The following is an 18236-nucleotide window of genomic DNA, read 5'->3' on the forward strand; positions in this document are numbered from 1 at the left end:
TGCTAGGAGGAGAGGTCATGGGGCCGCATCGACCGGCGACGCCGGGCGGCGAGCAGGAGCACGAGGCCCGCGAGCAGAAGCAGCGCGGACCCTCCCACGAGAGGCAGGGGATCGCCGCCACCTGTGAAGGGGAGCAGATCGATCGGCACGATCTGCGCGGGCTGCGGAAGGTTCACGGCATCCGAGGCCACATCGAGCACCTGCACACCCGACTGCGCCTCCACACTGGTCACCACGGCACGGGACGTTACCACGGTGCCCTCCATCGAGGGGGTGATGACCACGCTGGCCGTCGCGGTGACGCTCTGCCCGGGGAGCAGCACGCCGGGCTCGCCGGGCCAGGTGTAGACGATCGACGAGAGTCCGGGGTACGGATCCGTGATGCGCACGCCCGTGAGGGTCGTGGTCCCGGTGTTCGTCGCGGTGTAGCGGAAGATGAGCGCGTCGCCCGCGAAACCCTTCTGTCCGTCCTTCACCGAGATGCTCATACCGAGGCGGATGCTCGGGGCGTCGGGAACATCCACCCGAACCGAGTCGGCGTCGTCGGTCGTCGTGCCGCCGGGCGCTGTGCCGACCGCGGAGGCGGTGTTGTCGACGTGCTGTCGCACGACGTCTGCCGACGTGATCACGTAGTCCGCGGTCATCGTGACGCTCTGGCCGGAGGCCAGCATCCCGGGCGTACCGGGCCAGTTCACGGTCGGGGAACCGAGGCCGGCGAGGTCATCCGTGATCGCGACGTCGGACAGCGTGACGTTGCCTGTGTTGGTGACCGTGACCAGGTATCGGATTCCGCCGCCCTGCTGCGCTGCTCCGGTGAGCTCGGCGGTCTTGACGAGGGTGAGCGCGGGGGCGGCGGCGATGACCGTCTCTGCGACGGTCTCATCACGGACGACCGTGCCTGCGCCGTCACCTGTGGTGACCGCCGGCGACGTGATCCGCCCGGCATCGACATCCGCCTGGGTCAGGATGTAGGTGGCCGTCGCGGTCGCCGACTGTCCGGGGGCCAGTACGCCGATCTCTCCCGGCCACGCGATGCCGAGTCCCGTGATCCAGACCTGGCCATCGGCGAGCGTCACGCCGCGGAGCGTGATGTTGCCGGTGTTCGTGATGGTGAAGGTGTAATCGACGACGTCGCCGGGGCGCCCGGTGGCACCCTGGGCGAGCACCTGGGACTTCTCGATGTCGATCGAGGGTGCGGAACCGATCGTCGTCACGACCGACTCGGGCGACTCGTCCGTCACCGGGTCTCCCCCGGGGGTCAGCGCACTCGCCGAGGCGGTGTTGCGCACCTCGCCCGTGTCGATGTCCTTCTGCTGGACCGTGTATGTCGCCGCCGCGCTGACGGACTCTCCCGGCGCGAGCGCTCCGTCAGCGGTCGGCCACTCCGCGTACGAGATGTCGGACAGCCCGTCGAGCGAGTCGGTGAGAGCGACCGAGCTGAGCGAGAGCGTTCCGGTGTTCGTGATGACGAAGTCGTAGCGGATCTGCGTGCCCAGGCTGCCGTCGCCCAGGCGCGTACCGGTCTTCGAGACGTCGAGCGATCCCGTTCCGCCGACCAGCGGCACGATGGTCATCGGCGTGCGGCTCGTCACGACCGCCCCCGCCGGCGGCGTGCCCGACCCCGTCGCGGTGTTGCGGACCGTGCCCGTGTCCACATCCTGCTGCGTGACGAGGTGCGACGCCGTGATCGTCACGGTCTGACCCGGCAGCAGGCGTCCGGGGTTCGCGGCATCCGGCCAGGTGTACGCGAAGCCGGTGAGTCCGGCGACCGTATTGCTGAGCGTCACACCGTTCAGGGTCGTGTTGCCGGTGTTCTGGATCGTGAACGTGTAGTCGACCGAGTCGCCGAGCACGCCGACGTCCCCGGCGGCGAGTTGCGCGGACTGCGTCGTGCGGATCGCCTGTTCCGGATTGGTCGGCGAGTCCGTGTCGATCGTGAACGGGGCGGAGCTGTCGGAGACGACGACTCCGCGCGGAGACGTTCCGAACGACGTGGCGACGTTCGTGATCGACCCCGCATCGACGTCGTCCTGGGTCACCGTGTACCGGGCGACACCGGTCGCGGTCCCGCCGGGCGGCAGGATGCCGGTGGCCGACGGGAACTCGATACGAGGAGTGCCGAGGCCCTCGAGGTCGTCCTGCAGACGGATCAGTCTCAGGGTCACGTTTCCGGTGTTCGTGATGTCGAAGGTGTACTCGATGATGCTGCCCACGCCGCCGGTGCCGCTGACGTAGCTGCCGCCCTTCACCGTCTGGATCGATGGAGCGTGGTCAGCGGTCGGGATGGGCTCGATGGTCGAACGGGTCGACAGCACCTCGCCGCTCGGTGTCGTGGCACGGACGGATGCCGTGTTCTGGACGGATCCTCGATCGACGTCCTCCTGGCTGATGTCATACGACGCCGTTCCCCGCGCGATCTGTCCCGGCGCGAGCACGCCTGCGGCCGCGGGCCAGTCCACCGTGATCGGTCCGATGCCGACGAGTTCGTCCGTGATGGCCACGCCCGAGAGGGTGACGGTCCCGGAGTTCTCGATGCGGAAGTCGAAGGTCACTCCGTCGCCGGTGCCGTTCGCACTCGCGGCGTCCAGGCTCGCCGTCTTGCTGAACACGAGACCGGGAGCCGCGACGAGCGACACCGTCGCGGGGGTCGTGGCCGCGGCCCGTGCACCGGTCGACGGTGTTCCTGTTCCGGTGACGAGGCTGGTCACGCTGCCTGCGTCGACATCCGCCTGGGTCAGGACATACGTCGCCGTCGCCGTCACCGACTGACCCGGCACGAGGACACCCTCCGCCCCCTGCCACACATACGACGGAGCGGACGCACCCGGCAGGGCGTCGGCGAGGGCGGCGCCGGTCAGCGTCACGTTCCCGTCATTGGTCAGCACATACGTCCACGTCACCACATCACCGGCCCGGCCCGACGCCCCCGGAGCCAACGCACCACGATCGGTCACCGACACCGCCGGAGCCGCCGCCACCGTCGGAACCACACTCTCCGCAGACACCACCGTGATCGGCTCACTCCGCGCCGGCACACCAGACGCCGACGCCGTGTTCACCACACGACCCGCATCCACATCCGCCTGCACGATCACATACGACCCCGTCGCCGTCGCCGTCTCCCCCGGAGCGATCACACCCGGCGCACCCGCATCCGGCCACACCACACCCGACAACACCACACCAGGCACCGCATCAGACAGCACCACACCCGACACCGTCACATTGCCCGTGTTCGTCACACCGAACTCATACGACACCACATCGCCCACCGCACCAGCACCCGACGCCACACCCGACTTCGACACCGACAACCCCGCCGCAGGCAACACCGTATTCACCCGCACCGTGTTCGTATCCGCCGACACCCGCACCCCACCCGGAGCGAACGCCGCCACCGACGCCGTGTTCTCCACAAAACCCGCATCCACATCCGCCTGCGTCAGGTCGTACTTCCCCCGACCGACGGCCTGCTCACCGACACCGACACGACCGGGCGCGGCGGGGTCCGGCCACACGATCGACACGTCATACAGGCCGACCATCGGATCCACCAGCACACCGCCGGTGACCGTCACGTTGCCCATGTTCGTCACCACCACCTCGTACTGCACCGTGTCACCGACCGCACCGATGTCCCCCGCAGCCAGAACACCCGACTTCACCGCAGACAGCGCAGGAGTCCTCGGGATGGTGACCGTCGCGGCGTCGGCGGCATCGACCGTCGTGCCGGCGGGTGTGCTCGCGACGACCTCGACCGCGTTGGCGACCGATCCGGCATCGATGTCCGCCTGGGTCAGCGTGTAGGTCGCGGTACCGCGTGCGACGGAGCCGACCGGAAGGACGCCGGTCGCTGCGGGGTCATCGCTCGGCCAGACCACGTCGATGGCGCTGAGCCCCGACAGTGCGTCCGAGAGCTCGACGGCGCGGAGAGTCTGGTTGCCGCTGTTCGCGATCGTGAAGCCGAACTGCACGACGTCGCCGACCTGACCGGTGGAGCCCGGTGCGAGTGCGCCCGTCTTGTCGATCGTGATCCCGGCATCCGCCTCGATGGTCGGGGTGCTGACACGGTCGGAGTCGTCCTGCACGGCAGCCCCGCTCGGAGAGGCCCCCGCGGCGGTCGCGATGTTGACGATCTCTCCCGCATCCACATCCGTCTGCACGATCGCGTAACTGGCGGTCGCGGTCGCGACCTCGCCCGGCGCGAGCACGCCCGTCTCACCCGGCCAGCGCACCGTCGGGGCCGAGAGTCCCGGAAGAGGGTCCGAGAGCGTGATCGCGGACACCGTGACGTTGCCCGTGTTCTCGATGGTGAAGGAGTAGTCGACGATGTCGCCCACAGCACCGTCGCCGCGCACCGTCGCCGTCTTGCCCGTGAGCAGCTCCGGTGCCGCAGCTGCGACGCTCGTGTTCGTCGGCGGTGTGCTCGCCGTGATCGTGTCTCCCACCGGCGGCTTTCCGCTGGCCGTGGCGATGTTGGTGACGGAGCCGCGGTCCACGTCGGCCTGCGTGACGGTGTAGTCGGCCGCCGCGTCGACCGTCTCACCCGGCAGCAGGATGCCGGGCTCACCGGGCCAGTCGAATGTGGGCGAGCTGACGCCGACCAGGGCATCCACGAGGTCCACGAGCGTGAGCGTGACATTGCCCGTGTTCGTGATGCCGAAGGTGTAATCGATCCGGTCGCCGACGTCGCCCGCGCCGTCGACCACCCCGGACTTCGTCGCAGCGATGCCGGGGCGCGCCGCGATCTCGACCGAGGCGACGGAACTGCCGGTGACGTCCGCTCCGCGAGGCGGGGTGCCGACACCGTCGACGGCGCTCGACACACCGCCGCGATCGACGTCTGCCTGGGTGAGTTCGTACGTCGAGACCGCCGTCACCGTCTGACCGGGGAGCAGCACTCCCGGGCGGGACGGGTCCGGCCACGTGTACTCGGGGGCCGTGGAGCCGCTGAGACGGTCGGTCAGGGCGACGCCCGTGAGAGTGACGTTGCTCGTGTTCTGCAGCGAGTAGCTCCAGGTGACGACATCACCCGCGACGCCTGTGGCATCGGGGTCGAGCGCGGCGGTCTTGTCCACGACGATCGACGCCTGGATGCCCTGGGTGTCGACGGTCTCGATGCCGGCAGGGCTCGTGACAGGACCACCCCGCGAGCTGCCGCTCGCCGTCGCCGCATTGGCGATCGATCCGGCATCCACATCCGTCTGAGTGATCGTGTAGCCGGCCGTCGCGATCGCGGTCTGCCCGGGCGCGAGCACACCGGCCGTTCCCGGCCAGGTGATCTCCGGCACGCTGAGCCCCGGCATCGGGTCGGCGAGCGTGATCGCGCTCACGGTCACGTTTCCGGTGTTCGTGATGCGGAAGGTGTAGTCGACAGAGCCGCCTGCACCTCCGTCGCCGTCGACGACGCCGTCCTTCACGACGGTCAGCGCGGCCGCGGGCTGCACGGTGTTGATCACGACCGGGTTGGAGTCCGCGACGACGATCGTCCCCTGCTCGGTGACCGCCTCGACGCCGGCCACGTTCCGCACGAACCCACGATCGATGTCGGCCTGGGTGAGCGTGTACCGAGCGACTCCGACGACCGTGTCGCCGACGAGCAGCTCGCCCTCAGGGCCGGGCCAGGCGATCTCGGGCAGAGAGAGTCCGGCGAGACGATCGATGAGCCGCCCGTCCTGCACGGTCACGTTGCCCGTGTTCGTCACGACCAGGCGGTACTCGATGACGTCTCCGACGGCCCCGATCCCCGGCTCGAGCACCTGTCCGCTCTTGACCGTCGTCAGCTCTGCCGCCTCGGTGATCGGCACCGTCGCGGTCGCCGTGCGTTCGACCGGCGCACCACCGGGGGCGGATGCCGTCAGGGTGACGCTGTTGTCGACGCGCCCTCGATCGACGTCGGCCTGAGTGAGCTCATACTCCGCGGTGGCATCGGCGGTCGCACCGGGGGCGAGGACGCCGTCTGCTCCGGGCCAGGAGACCACGATGTCGGACAGGCCGACGAGCTGATCGTCGAGAGCGACCCCAGACAACGTGACATTGCCCGTGTTCGCGATGCGGAACGAGTACCGCACCGTGTCGCCTGCGCGGCCCGTCGCACCGGGCTCGAGCACGCCGCTCTTGCTCACGGTCGCATCCGGCGCGGCCACGACTGTGGGAACGACGACTCGGTCCGACGGGTCCTCGACGGTGGTGTCCGAGGGATCGGTGCCGGAGCCCACCGCGATGTTCGACACCGACCCACGATCGACATCGGCCTGCGTGATGACATATCGCGCGGTGCCCACGAGAATCTGCTCGGGCGCGAGAACCCCTTCGACGCCGGGCCACACGACCGAGATGTCGGAGAGGTCGTCGAGCTCGTCGACGATGCCCACGCCGTCGAGGGTCACATTGCCCGAGTTGCGCACGGTGACCGTGTACTCGATGACGTCGCCGACGGCTCCGCCGGCACCGTTCGCGATGACGGCGGACTTCGTCGTGACCACGGCGGGTGCGAATACGTCGAGCGGCGTCACGACGGCATCGGAGGATGCCGAGATGCTCGTGCCGCCGGGAAGCGACGCGCTGGCCGATGCGGTGTTCGTCACGTCACCGGCGTCGACATCGCTCTGCGTGATGACGTACGTCGCGGTGGCCGTGGCGACTTCGCCCGGCGCGAGCACACGGTTCGTCGTCGGCCACGTGATCGTCGGTGTGCTGAGACCGGAGAGCGTGTCGGACAGCACGACACCAGACAGGGTCACGTTGCCGCGGTTCTCGATCGTGAACGCGTACTCGATCGTGTCTCCGACGCTGCCGCCCGTCGCGGTGTCATCCTTCGTGACGACGAGCTCCGGAGCGCTGACGATCGGCACGGTCGCCGGGCTCGTGGCCGAGACCACGGCTCCGCCGTTGGCCGGTGTTCCTGTTCCGGTGACGAGGCTGGTCACGCTGCCCGCGTCGACATCCGCCTGGGTCAGGACGTACGTCGCCGTCGCCGTCACCGACTCGCCCGGGGCGAGGATGCCGACCGGAGTCGTCCAGGTGTAGCTCGGCGGGGTCGTTTCGGTGAGGGCGTCGGCGAGGGCGGCGCCGGTCAGCGTCACGTTCCCGTCATTGGTCAGCACATACGTCCACGTCACCACATCACCGGCCCGGCCCGACGCCCCCGGAGCCAACGCACCACGATCGGTCACCGACACCGCCGGAGCCGCCGCCACCGTCGGAACCACACTCTCCGCAGACACCACCGTGATCGGCTCACTCCGCGCCGGCACACCAGACGCCGACGCCGTGTTCACCACACGACCCGCATCCACATCCGCCTGCACGATCACATACGACCCCGTCGCCGTCGCCGTCTCCCCCGGAGCGATCACACCCGGCGCACCCGCATCCGGCCACACCACACCCGACAACACCACACCAGGCACCGCATCAGACAGCACCACACCCGACACCGTCACATTGCCCGTGTTCGTCACACCGAACTCATACGACACCACATCGCCCACCGCACCAGCACCCGACGCCACACCCGACTTCGACACCGACAACCCCGCCGCAGGCAACACCGTATTCACCCGCACCGTGTTCGTATCCGCCGACACCCGCACCCCACCCGGAGCGAACGCCGCCACCGACGCCGTATTCTCCACAAACCCCGCATCCACATCCGCCTGCGTCAGCAGATAGAAGCCGCGCCCTGTGGCGGACTCCCCCACACCCACGCGACCGGGAACGGCTGGATCCGGCCAGGCGATGGAGACACCCTGGAGCCCCTCCATCGGGTCCACGAGGATGCCGCCGGTGACCGTCACGTTGCCCGTGTTCGTCACCACGACGGTGTAGTCGATCCGATCGCCGACCGCGCCGATGTCTCCCGCAGCGAGCACACCCGTCTTCACCGCGGACAGCGCCGCCCCGGGGGTGATCGGAACGGTCGCAGCAGCAGGAGCGGGCGCGAGGGTCCCTCGTACGGGGGTACCCGTGACCGTGACGGCGTTCGACACCGCGCCGGCGTCCACGTCGGACTGCAGGAGCACGTAGGTCGCGGTCGCGGTCGCTTCGGCGTCGGGAGCGAGCACGCCGGGGCGCGTCGCATCGGGCCAGGTGATCGCCAGGGGGCTCAGCCCGGTGAGGGCGTCGTCGAAAGCGACCTCGCTGACCGTCACGTCGCCCGTGTTGACGACCGAGAAGCGGAATTCGACGGTGTCTCCCGCACGGCCGGTCGACCCGGCGGCGAGAGTACCGCGCTTCGTCGCCGTCAGCGCAGGACCAGCCGCAGCGAGCGGGGTCGTAACCTCGGCTTCGGTCGACGACACATCGACCTCGGTCGGGGTGGTTCCTGCTGCGATGGCGGTGTTGAGGACCTCACCGGCATCGACGTCTGCCTGGCCGATGGTGTACTGCGCGGTGGCCGTCACCTCTTGCCCGGGAGCGAGGCGTCCCGTCTCCCCGCTCGGCCATGCTCCGAACACGATGCCCGAGATTCCCTCGAGCTCATCGGCGATCGCGATGTCGGTGACCGTCGTGTTCCCGGCGTTGCGCACGGTGAACGTGTATCCGATCGAGTCTCCGAGCACGCCGTCGCCGGAGAGCTCATCCGCCTTCACCAGTTCGAGCGCGGGCGCCCTCGTCTCGGTGGCGAGCGTCACGATGTCGGATGCGGACACCGCGGCGTCGGACGGCGTGAGGCCCGTGACCGTCGCGATGTTGCGGACGCCCGCGGCATCCACGTCCGCCTGCGTCACGGTGTACTGCGCCGACGCGCGCACGGCACCGCCCGGGGCGAGCGTTCCCGTCGCCGACGGCCAGGGACCGAACGTGATCGCCGACAGTCCGGGCAGCGGGTCGCTCAGCGCGATGGCGTCGATCGTCGCCGTGCCCGCATTCGTGATGTCGAACGTGAAGGTCACGATGTCGCCGACGGCCAGGTCCTCGGTCTGCGATGCGGACTTGTCCAGCGTCAGACCGGCGGTCGAGGCGATGGTCACCGTCGCCGGGGCGGTCGCGGTGACGACGGCACCGGTGGGTGCCGTGCCGCGCCCGGTCACGAGGCTGATGATCGAGCCCGCATCGACGTCGGCCTGGGTCAGCACTGTCGTGGCCGTCGCAGTGACCGTCTCCCCCGGGGCGAGGATGCCTGCCTGGCCGTTCCACTGGTAGACGGGCGCCGTCGTGCCCGCGAGAGCGTCAGACAGCGCAGAACCGCTCAGGGTCACGTTGCCCGTGTTCTTGAGCGTGTAGGTCCAGGTCACGGTCGACCCGGCCGCGGACCCTGGCGGGAGCGAGCCGCTGTTCGTGACCGCGACGGACGGCGCTGCTGCCTCCACCGGCACGATGCTCTGCGGCGAGGTCGTCGACACGGCGCCCACAGGCGCGGTCCCCGATGCGGTCGCGGTGTTCAGCACGCGCCCGGCGTCGACGTGTGTCTGGGTGATCTCGAGCGTGGCCGTGGCGGTCACGCTCTGCCCCGGATCGAGTACGCCGTCAGCGCCCGGCCAGTCCGCCACGATGTCGGACAACCCGACGAGCGGATCCGAGATGACGATCCCGGTGACGGTGACGTTTCCGGTGTTGCTGAGCACGAAGGTGTAGGTGATGTCGTCGCCGAGTCCCGCCTCGCCCGGCGGCGTCGTGCCCGACTTGCTGAGCCTGAGCTCGGACCGCTGCGCACCCGTCGCGACCTGGACGGAGTCTGTCGCCGTCACGTCGGCCCCGGTCGGCGGCGCACCCGACGCTGTCACGGAGTTCGGCACGGATCCGCTGTTCACGTCGGCCTGGGTGATCTCGTAGACGGCCGTGGCCGTGGCCGTGGCGCCGGGAGCGAGGACGCCCGCCGATCCCGCATCGGGCCAGGTGACTGTCGGAACGAGACCGGGGATGCTGTCGGCGAGCTCGACATCCGTGAGAGTGACGTTGCCGGTGTTGACGACCACGAAGTCGAACCGGATCTGGTCGCCCGCCTCGCCGTCTCCCACTCCGTCACCGACCACCGTTCCGGTCTTCGACACGTCGATGGATGCCGACGGCGCGATCGGGACGGTGACGTCGTCGTTCTCGGTGATCGACGCGCCACCCGGAGCGGTACCCGAACCGCTCACGACGTTGTCGACGGCCCCCGCGTCGATGTCGGCCTGCGTGAGCGCATAGGTCGCGGTAGCCGTGACGACCTGGTTGGGAGCGAGGACGCCCTCCGCGCCCGGCCACGAGTAGACCAGCGGAGAGACGCCGGGCTCGAGGTCGGCGAGTGCGACGCCGGTGAGCGTGACGTTGCCGGTGTTGCGCAGCGAGAACGAGTAGGCGACAGCATCGCCCGCGCGAGCCGTCGCTCCGCCGGCGAGCGTGCCCGTCTTCGTCACCTCGATGTCGGGGGTCTGGGCCGCCGTCGCTGTCACGACCGTGTCGGACGGATCGGTCACGGCGGGCCCCGTCGGGGGCGCACCCGTCGACGCCGCCGTGTTCGACACGGAACCGGCATCGAGGTCTGCCTGGGTGATGCGGTGCGTTGCCGTCGCCGTCACGGATTCACCCGGCTGAAGGGTGCCGCTGGCGCCCGGCCACGGCCCGTAGGCGAGCGGGCTCAGTCCCGGAGCGGGATCGGACAGCGCGACGCCGGTGAGGGTGACGTTACCCGAGTTGGTCGCACGGAGCGTGTAGGTGATGAGGTCGCCGAGCTGTCCGGGCCCCCCGACCGACGCGGTCTTCGTCGTCAGGATCGCCGGGGCGGGAGTGGCGGTGCCGAGCACCACGGTCTGCGAGGTCGCCGACACGGCTGCGCCCGTGGGCGGGCGCCCCGACGCGGTCGCCACATCGGTGATCGAGCCCGCGTTCACATCGCTCTGACGCACCTGGTAGGTCGCCGTCGCGGTGATCGTCTGGTTGGGCGCGAGTGTGCCCGTCGTGCCGGACGCCCAGGCGCCATAGCTGATCGTGGAGAGTCCGCTGTGCGGATCGCTCACGGCGACTCCGGTGAGCGTCACGTTGCCTGCGTTGCGCACGGTGTACGAGTAGGTGATCGTGTCGCCGACCGACCCCGTACCCGCGGTGTAGGCGCCCGATTTCTGGATCGTGAGCGCCGGTGCCGAGGTCAGCGGAACCGTCGCCGAACCCACCGCCGACGTGGCCTGGCCCCGCGAGGGAGTGCCGATCGCCGTCGCTGCATTCGACACCGCACCTGCATCGACGTCGGTCTGACGAACGGTCGAGGTCGCGGTCGCCGTCACCACGTCACCCGGTGCCAGCACACCTGCGGTGCCCGACGGCCACACTCCGTAGGCGAGGTCGCTGATACCAGGGAGGGAGTCGGTGGCAGTGACGCCGGAGAGCGTGACGTTGCCGGTGTTCCGGATCGACACCGTCCAGGTGATGGTCTCCCCCGCCACGCCCGTGGCGCCCCCGGGGAGCGTGCCGGACTTGACGACCTGGAGCCGCGGATCTCCCGCGGCTGTCGGCGTGGTGACAGTGCCGGATGCCGCGCTCACGGGCGTGCCGTTCGGCGACAGCCCGCTTCCGGTGGCGACGTTGACGATCGAGCCGGCATCCACGTCGGCCTGCGTGATCGTGTGGCTCGCCCGCGCGACGACCTGTGCACCGGGCGCGAGCACGCCCGCATCACTGGGCCAGGTGTATGTGAAGGGTGTGAGTCCCGCCATCGGGTCGCTCACCACGACGCTGCGGAGCGTCACATTGCCGGTGTTGGTCACGCGCACCGTGTAGTCGACGACGTCGCCCACGGCCCCGGTGCCGCCGACGGATGCCGACTTCGCGGTCGTCAACGCGGGGCCGGCGGCGACGGTCGCGAGCGAGACGGTCTGCGAGTCGGCACCGACCGCAGGACCGCTGGGTGGCGTGCCGGTCACCCGCGCGGTGTTGCGCACGGTGCCGGAGTCGACGTCGGCCTGCGTGACCGTGTACGTCGCGGTGCCGACGACCTGGGCGCCCGGCGCGAGGGTTCCGGCAGTACCGGGCCAGGTGAGGGCGATCGTGCTGAGGCCCGCGTGCGGGTCAGTGACCGCGACGCCGGTGAGTGTGACGTTTCCGGCGTTGCGAGCCGTGAACGTGTACGTGATGACGCTGCCGACCGCGCCGTTCCCCTGCGTGTAGACCCCGGTCTTGCCGAGGGTGAGGAGGGGGCCGGCGATCAGCGGGAGAGTCGCAGCGGCCGTCGCCTGCACGGCGTCACCGGTCGGCGGCGTGCCTGTGGCGGTGGCGGTGTTGGCGACGGAGCCGGCATCGACGTCCGATTGCGTGAGCGCCCGCGTCGCGGTCGCCGTCACGCTCTGCCCTGGCTGCAGTGTGCCTGTCGCGCCGGGCCAGCCCGTGTACGCGATGGTCGAGAGTCCTGGCAGCGCATCCGCGATGCCGACACTCGTGAGGGTGACATTGCCGGCGTTGCGCACGGTGAAGCTGTACGTGACGACGTCTCCCGCGCGGCCCGTCGCGCCGGGCGCCAGGCTCGCGGTCTTGTCGAGGGTCAGCCTGGGCGCAGCGGTCACCGTCGGCGTCACGACGTCTGCGGACGACGCATTGACCGATGCGCCGCCAGGCGCCGTGGCCGTTGCGGACGCACGGTTGCGGATCGATCCGGAGTTCACGTCGGTCTGGGTGATGACGTAGGTGGCGCGAGCGGTCGCCGTCTGCCCCGGTGCCAGCACGCCGTTCGCGCCCGGCCAGGTCACCGAGAGCGCGGAGAGCCCCGAGAGCGGATCGCTCAGCGTCACGCCGGTGAGCGTCTGGTTGCCGCTGTTGGTCGCCCGGATCGTGTAGGTGATGACATCGCCCACGCGCGTTCCGGCCGCGGTGTCGGCGCTCTTGGTCACGGTCAGCCCCGGTGCGGCGACGCTCGTGGGCACCACGGCCTCTGTGGATGTCGCGCTCACCACGGCACCCGTCGGCGGTCGACCGCTGACGCTCGCCGTGTTGCGCACGGATCCGGCATCGACGTCGGCCTGCCTCACGGTGTACGTCGCCGTTCCGGTAGCCGTCTGTCCCGGGGTCAGGGTGTTCGGCGAACCGGGCCAGGTGATCGACGGAGCACTGAGCCCTGCGAGAGTGTCGGTGAGCGTGACGCCGCTGAGCGTGACGTTGCCGGAGTTGCGGATCGTGAACGCGAACGTCACGGTGCTGCCGACCTCGCCGGACCCGGTAGTGACCGAACCGGTCTTCTGCACGGCGATCGATGGGACCGCGGCGATCCGCACGGTGGAGGGAGCGGTTCCGGTCACCGCTGCACCCCGCGGCGGTGTGCCCGTGGCCGTCGCGGTGTTCGCCACCGCGCCCGCGTCGACGTCGGTCTGCTTGACCGTGTAGGTGGCGGTGCCGGAGACGCTCTGGCCCGGCTGCAGGGTGCCCGCGGCTCCGGGCCAACCCGACAGCGGCACCGGTGCCTGACCGATCAGCGGGTCGACGAGAGACACGCCGGTGAGGGTGACGTTGCCGGAGTTGCGCACGGTGAAGGCATACGTGATGGTGTCGCCCGCGGCACCGGTTCCTGAGAGCGTTCCGGTCTTGGTGACCGAGACGGCGGGGGCGCTCGTGGCCGTCGGGGTCGTCACCGCTCCGGATGCCGCGGTCGCGGTCGTTCCTCCGCCGGTGCCGGTGGCGGTCGCCGTGTTCGTGACCGATCCGGCGTTCACGTCGGCCTGCGTCACGGTGTACGGCGCGGTGGCGACGACGGTCTGGCCGGGAGCGAGTGTTCCTGCGGCACCGGGCCACTGGTACTGCAGCGCTCCGAGTCGCGGGAGCGGATCGGTGATCCCGACACCCGTGAGCGTGACGTTTCCGGTGTTGCTGGCGCGGAACGTGTAGGTGATGACGCTGCCCACGCCACCGCCGCCGCCCGAGGCTGTCTTGGTGATCGCGATTCCCGGTGCCGCAGCGACCGTCGCGACCGTCACCTCGCCGGAGGATGCGGTGATCGCGGCGCCCGTCGGCGGGGTGCCGCTCGCACTCGCGGTGTTCTTGGCGGAGCCCGCATCCACATCCGACTGGCGCACGGAGTACGTGGCCGTCGCGGTCACCGTCTGGTTGGGCTGGAGCGTGCCCGCAGTGCCCGGCCAGGTGTAGGCGATCGTCGAGAGACCTGCGTGCGGGTCGGTGATCGCGACCCCTGTGAGCGTGACGTTTCCGGTGTTGCGCGCCGAGAACGAATAGGTGATCGTGCTGCCGACCGAGCCGTTGCCCGACGTGACCGCACCGGTCTTGGTGAGTACGAGACCGGGAGCCGAGGCGAGCGAGACCGTCGCAGGAGCCGTGCTCGTGACCGCGGCCCCGGTGGGCGGGGTTCCGGAACCGGTCGCGGTGTTGCTCACCGCGCCGGAGTTCACGTCGGTCTGCGAGATGACCGATGTCGCGGTGGCGGTGACGGTCTGCCCCGGTTGCAGGACGCCGGTCGTGCCGCTCGGCCACGTGCCGTAGGTCGGCACGGAGATGCCCGGGAGCGAATCGGCGACCGCGACCCCGGTCAGCGTCACGTTGCCGGGGTTTCGCAGCGTGATCGACCAGACGATCGTGTCACCTGCGCGACCGGAGGAACCGCTCTGGAGCGCACCTGTCTTGGTCGTCACGATCCCCGCCGACGCGGTCACCGTGTTCGTCGTGACCGTTCCCGACGTGCTTGTGACGGGGGTCGTGCCGTAGACGGCCGACGACGATGCGACGTTGCGCACGGACCCCGCATTCACGTCCGCCTGCTTGATCGTGTATGTCGCGACAGCCGTCACCGTCTGCCCCGGTGCGAGCCTCCCAGACGTCCCCGGCCAGGTGTAGGTGAAGGCCGACAACCCCGCGAGTGTGTCCGTCACGGCGACATCCGTGAGCGTCACGTTGCCTGTGTTGGTGGTGCGCACCGTGTAGGTGATCACGTCGCCGACTGCGGCGGTGCCCGAGACGGTGGCGGTCTTCGTGGTCGTGCTCGCGGGCGCGGCCGCCACCGTGTTCACCCGCGTGGTGGGCGAGGTGCCCGTGACCGATGCCCCACCCGGCGTACGGGCCGAAGCGGTAGCCGTGTTCGTCACGGTGCCCGCATCCACGTCCGCCTGCCGCACCGTGTACGTCGCGCGGCCCTGCACCGTCTGCCCCGGTGCGAGAGATCCCGCGGTGCCGGGCCAGGTGTAGGTGATGGCCGAGAGTCCGGGAAGAGGATCCGCGATCGCGACCTGCGTGAGCGTCACGTTGCCGTTGTTGGTCGCCGAGAAGTTGTAGGTGACGGTGCTGCCGACCCCGCCGTTCCCCGTGGTGACCGATCCCGACTTCAGCACGGTCAGAGCACCCGCCGGGGTGACCGGAAGCGTGAATGCCCTCGTCTGCGAGAGACGGGCACCGCTCGGAGGGAGGGCCGATGCCGTCGCGGTGTTCGCCACGGATCCTGCGTCGACATCCGACTGCTTCAGCGTGTATGTGGCGGTCGCGGTCACCGCTTGTCCTGGCGCCAGGGTGCCCGCGGTCCCGGGCCACGTGTAGCTCAAGGCCGAGAGGCCTGCCAGCGGATCGGTGATCGAGACCTCGGTGAGCGTGACGTTTCCGCTGTTCGCCAGGCGGAACGAGTAGGTGACGACGTCGCCCGCCTTGCCCGTGCTGCCTGGCGCGAGCGCCCCGGTCTTCGTCAGATTCACCGCGGGGGCGGATGCGGCGGTGGAGACGACCGACTGGCTGCTCGGAACCGTGAGAGTCGCACCGGCCGGCGTCCGAGCGGTGCCGGTCGCGGTGTTGCGCACCGCTCCGGCATCGACGTCTGCCTGGGTCACGGTGTACGTGGCGGTCGCGGTCACGGACTGCCCCGGTGCGAGAGTGCCGGCGGATCCGGGCCATGAGTAGGCGAGAGTCGAGAGCCCGGCGAGCGGATCGCTGATCGCGACGTTCGTGAGAGTCGTGTTGCCGGAGTTGCGGGCCGTGAACGTGTAGGTGATCGTGCTGCCCACTCCCCCGCTGCCCTGAGTGAGGGATCCCGACTTCGTCGTCGTGAGTCCTGGAGCGGAGGCGATGGTGGGGACGGTGACCTGCGGAGAGGACCCGGAGACTGTGGTGCCGCCCGGCGTGCGGGCTGTGGCGGTGGCGATGTTGCGGACGCTGCCTGCGTCGACATCTGCCTGGGTGATCGTGTAGAAGGCGGTCGCGGTGGCTGTCTGACCGACGGGGATGACGCCCGCCGTCGCAGTGGGCCAGGTGATCGCCGGTGGAGAGAGACCCGGCAGCGGGTCGACGAGCGAGGCGTTGTCGAGCGTCACGTTTCCGGTGTTCCGGATGGTGAAGCTGTAATTGATGCGATCGCCCACCCGGCCGGTCGTCCCGCTCGCGAGAGCCCCGGTCTTGGTGACCGTGACGGCGCCGGCGGCGGCGATGGGCGTGACGCGATTCGCCGATCCGGAAGGACGGATGCCGCCGTCGTCATCCGCCGCGCTGACCGTCGCCGTGTTCGCGACGGAACCTGCATCCACATCGCTCTGCTTCAGCGTGTAGTTCGCTGTGGCGGTGACGGACTGACCCGGAGTCAGCGTTCCGACCGTTCCGGGCCAGGTGCCGAAGGTGATCGCCGACAGCCCCGGCAGCGGATCACTGAGGATGATGTCGGTGAGCGTCGACTGACCCGTGTTCGTCACGGTGAAGGTGTAGATCACGACGTCTCCGGCGCGGCCCGTGCCACCGGGAGCGAGCGCGCTGGTCTTCGCGAGAGTGATCGCGCTGAGCAGGACCGTGGTGCTGTCGTTGTCCTGCGCGAGGAAGTCGCCCACGACCGTCCTGGCTGTGGCCTCGGCCGTCGACACGTAGCCCGTCGCAGACGGCGCGGTCGCCGTACAGGTGTAGGTCGTCGTCTGCAGGGGCGCGAGAGTCAGGGTGCCGAGGTTGCGCGCGCAGTTGGCCTGGTCGTCGGTCACGACGATGTTGCGCAGGGTTCCCGCACCGGTGTTCGTGATGCGGATCGTGAACGTCGCGAGTTCCCCTGATGTTCGGGACTGGGTGTCTGCCGTGCCGTCGAAGGTCTTCACGAGCTGCAGTCCGGCGGTCGGCACCGAGAGCATGGCGTTGCGGAGAAGGTAGGAGTCGCCCGACGTGCCGAGGCGAAGGTTCACGGTCGAGTCGCCGGCGACCACGTTGGTGAGCGGAACCGTCGCGACGTCGACGTTCTGGTTGGTGAACGCCGTGCCTGCGGTGCCCGTGTATCTGACCGACCCCACCGCCCGCGAGATGCCGACGTTGCCGGTCGCGCCGGCCGCGTTCGCGATCTCGGTGTACGGCGTGGAGCCTCCGCGCGAGTACGACGCGGTGTCACCGGTGATGTTCCGATCGCCCTCGAAGAGGGTGAATCCGGCGCGCGTTCCGGCGGCGACCGCGGTGAAGCCGTTGAACGCCACGGTGAGGTCGGCGTCGTTGGCCCCCTGCCGCACGTGGCCCTCGTAGTAGATGATGTTGTGCGGCACCGAGGCCGGGTTGTCGGCGATGAACGTGCCGTAGTCGTAGACGACGTTGATCGACCAGCCCGCGTAGCAGCCGGCGCCGGTCGGGGTCCAGATGTTCCCGGCCGAGATCGTGACCTCGGATCCCGTCGGCACGGCCGCGAAGGCCGACGTCACATCGGCGCTCGCCGAGTAATAGAGTGCCGTCGCCTGCGAAGCGGGGTCGGCGAGCATGCTTTGCGGCGAGACGTTGATGACCGAACTCCCTGCGACCTTGAGCTGAACGGCACGCGAGGTGTATCCGGTGGCGCTGCCCGACGGCATCGTGGCCACGCCTCGTGCGGCAGAGTACTGGGCGCACAGACGGCGCGTGTCACCGGTGTAGACGCCGGTGTTCGCGCTCCAGGTGAGGAAGGCCTTGACGACGGTTGCGCCCGCGGGGATGGTCATGGTCGCGCTGCTCGAGTTCGAGGTGAAGCCGGCGACCGAATTGTTCTGGCTCATCACGAAGTTGTCGTTGACGTTGTTCGCGTTGGTGCTCGAGGCCGCGTGCAGATCGGCGCAGGGGCCGTTCGTCGTGGCCGTCGTCGCGGAGCACGCGAGCACACCGTTGCCGGCCATGATGAAGTCGCCGTTGACGTTCGCCTGGTAGTTCGGGGCGGTGCCGGAATTGGTGCCCCACTGCACGACAGCGGCTTCGGCAGCCTGCGGTGCACCGAGGGTGAAGCCCGCGGCGATCACGGCGATGGCGGTGGTCATGGCGATGGTGGATCTACGCCACCCGCGACGAACACCTCCCCCCGCCATCACGACCCCCCTCAGAGTCCGTCGAAAACCTTTGTGGATATACGACGTCCTCTC

General features: G+C 69.7%; 1 protein-coding gene. It reads right to left on the reverse strand.

Translation table 11 applies throughout. From position 1 onward, the window contains the following. Positions 1 to 2: 2 nt before the first annotated feature. Positions 3 to 18134, reverse strand: a complete 18132-nt coding sequence (locus tag JOF42_RS11710; RefSeq protein WP_210098013.1) for a CLIPPER-2 domain-containing protein — start codon at positions 18132 to 18134, stop codon at positions 3 to 5. Positions 18135 to 18236: the final 102 nt, after the last annotated feature.

Source organism: Microbacterium phyllosphaerae (assembly GCF_017876435.1).
GTDB classification, from domain to species: Bacteria; Actinomycetota; Actinomycetes; order Actinomycetales; family Microbacteriaceae; genus Microbacterium; species Microbacterium phyllosphaerae.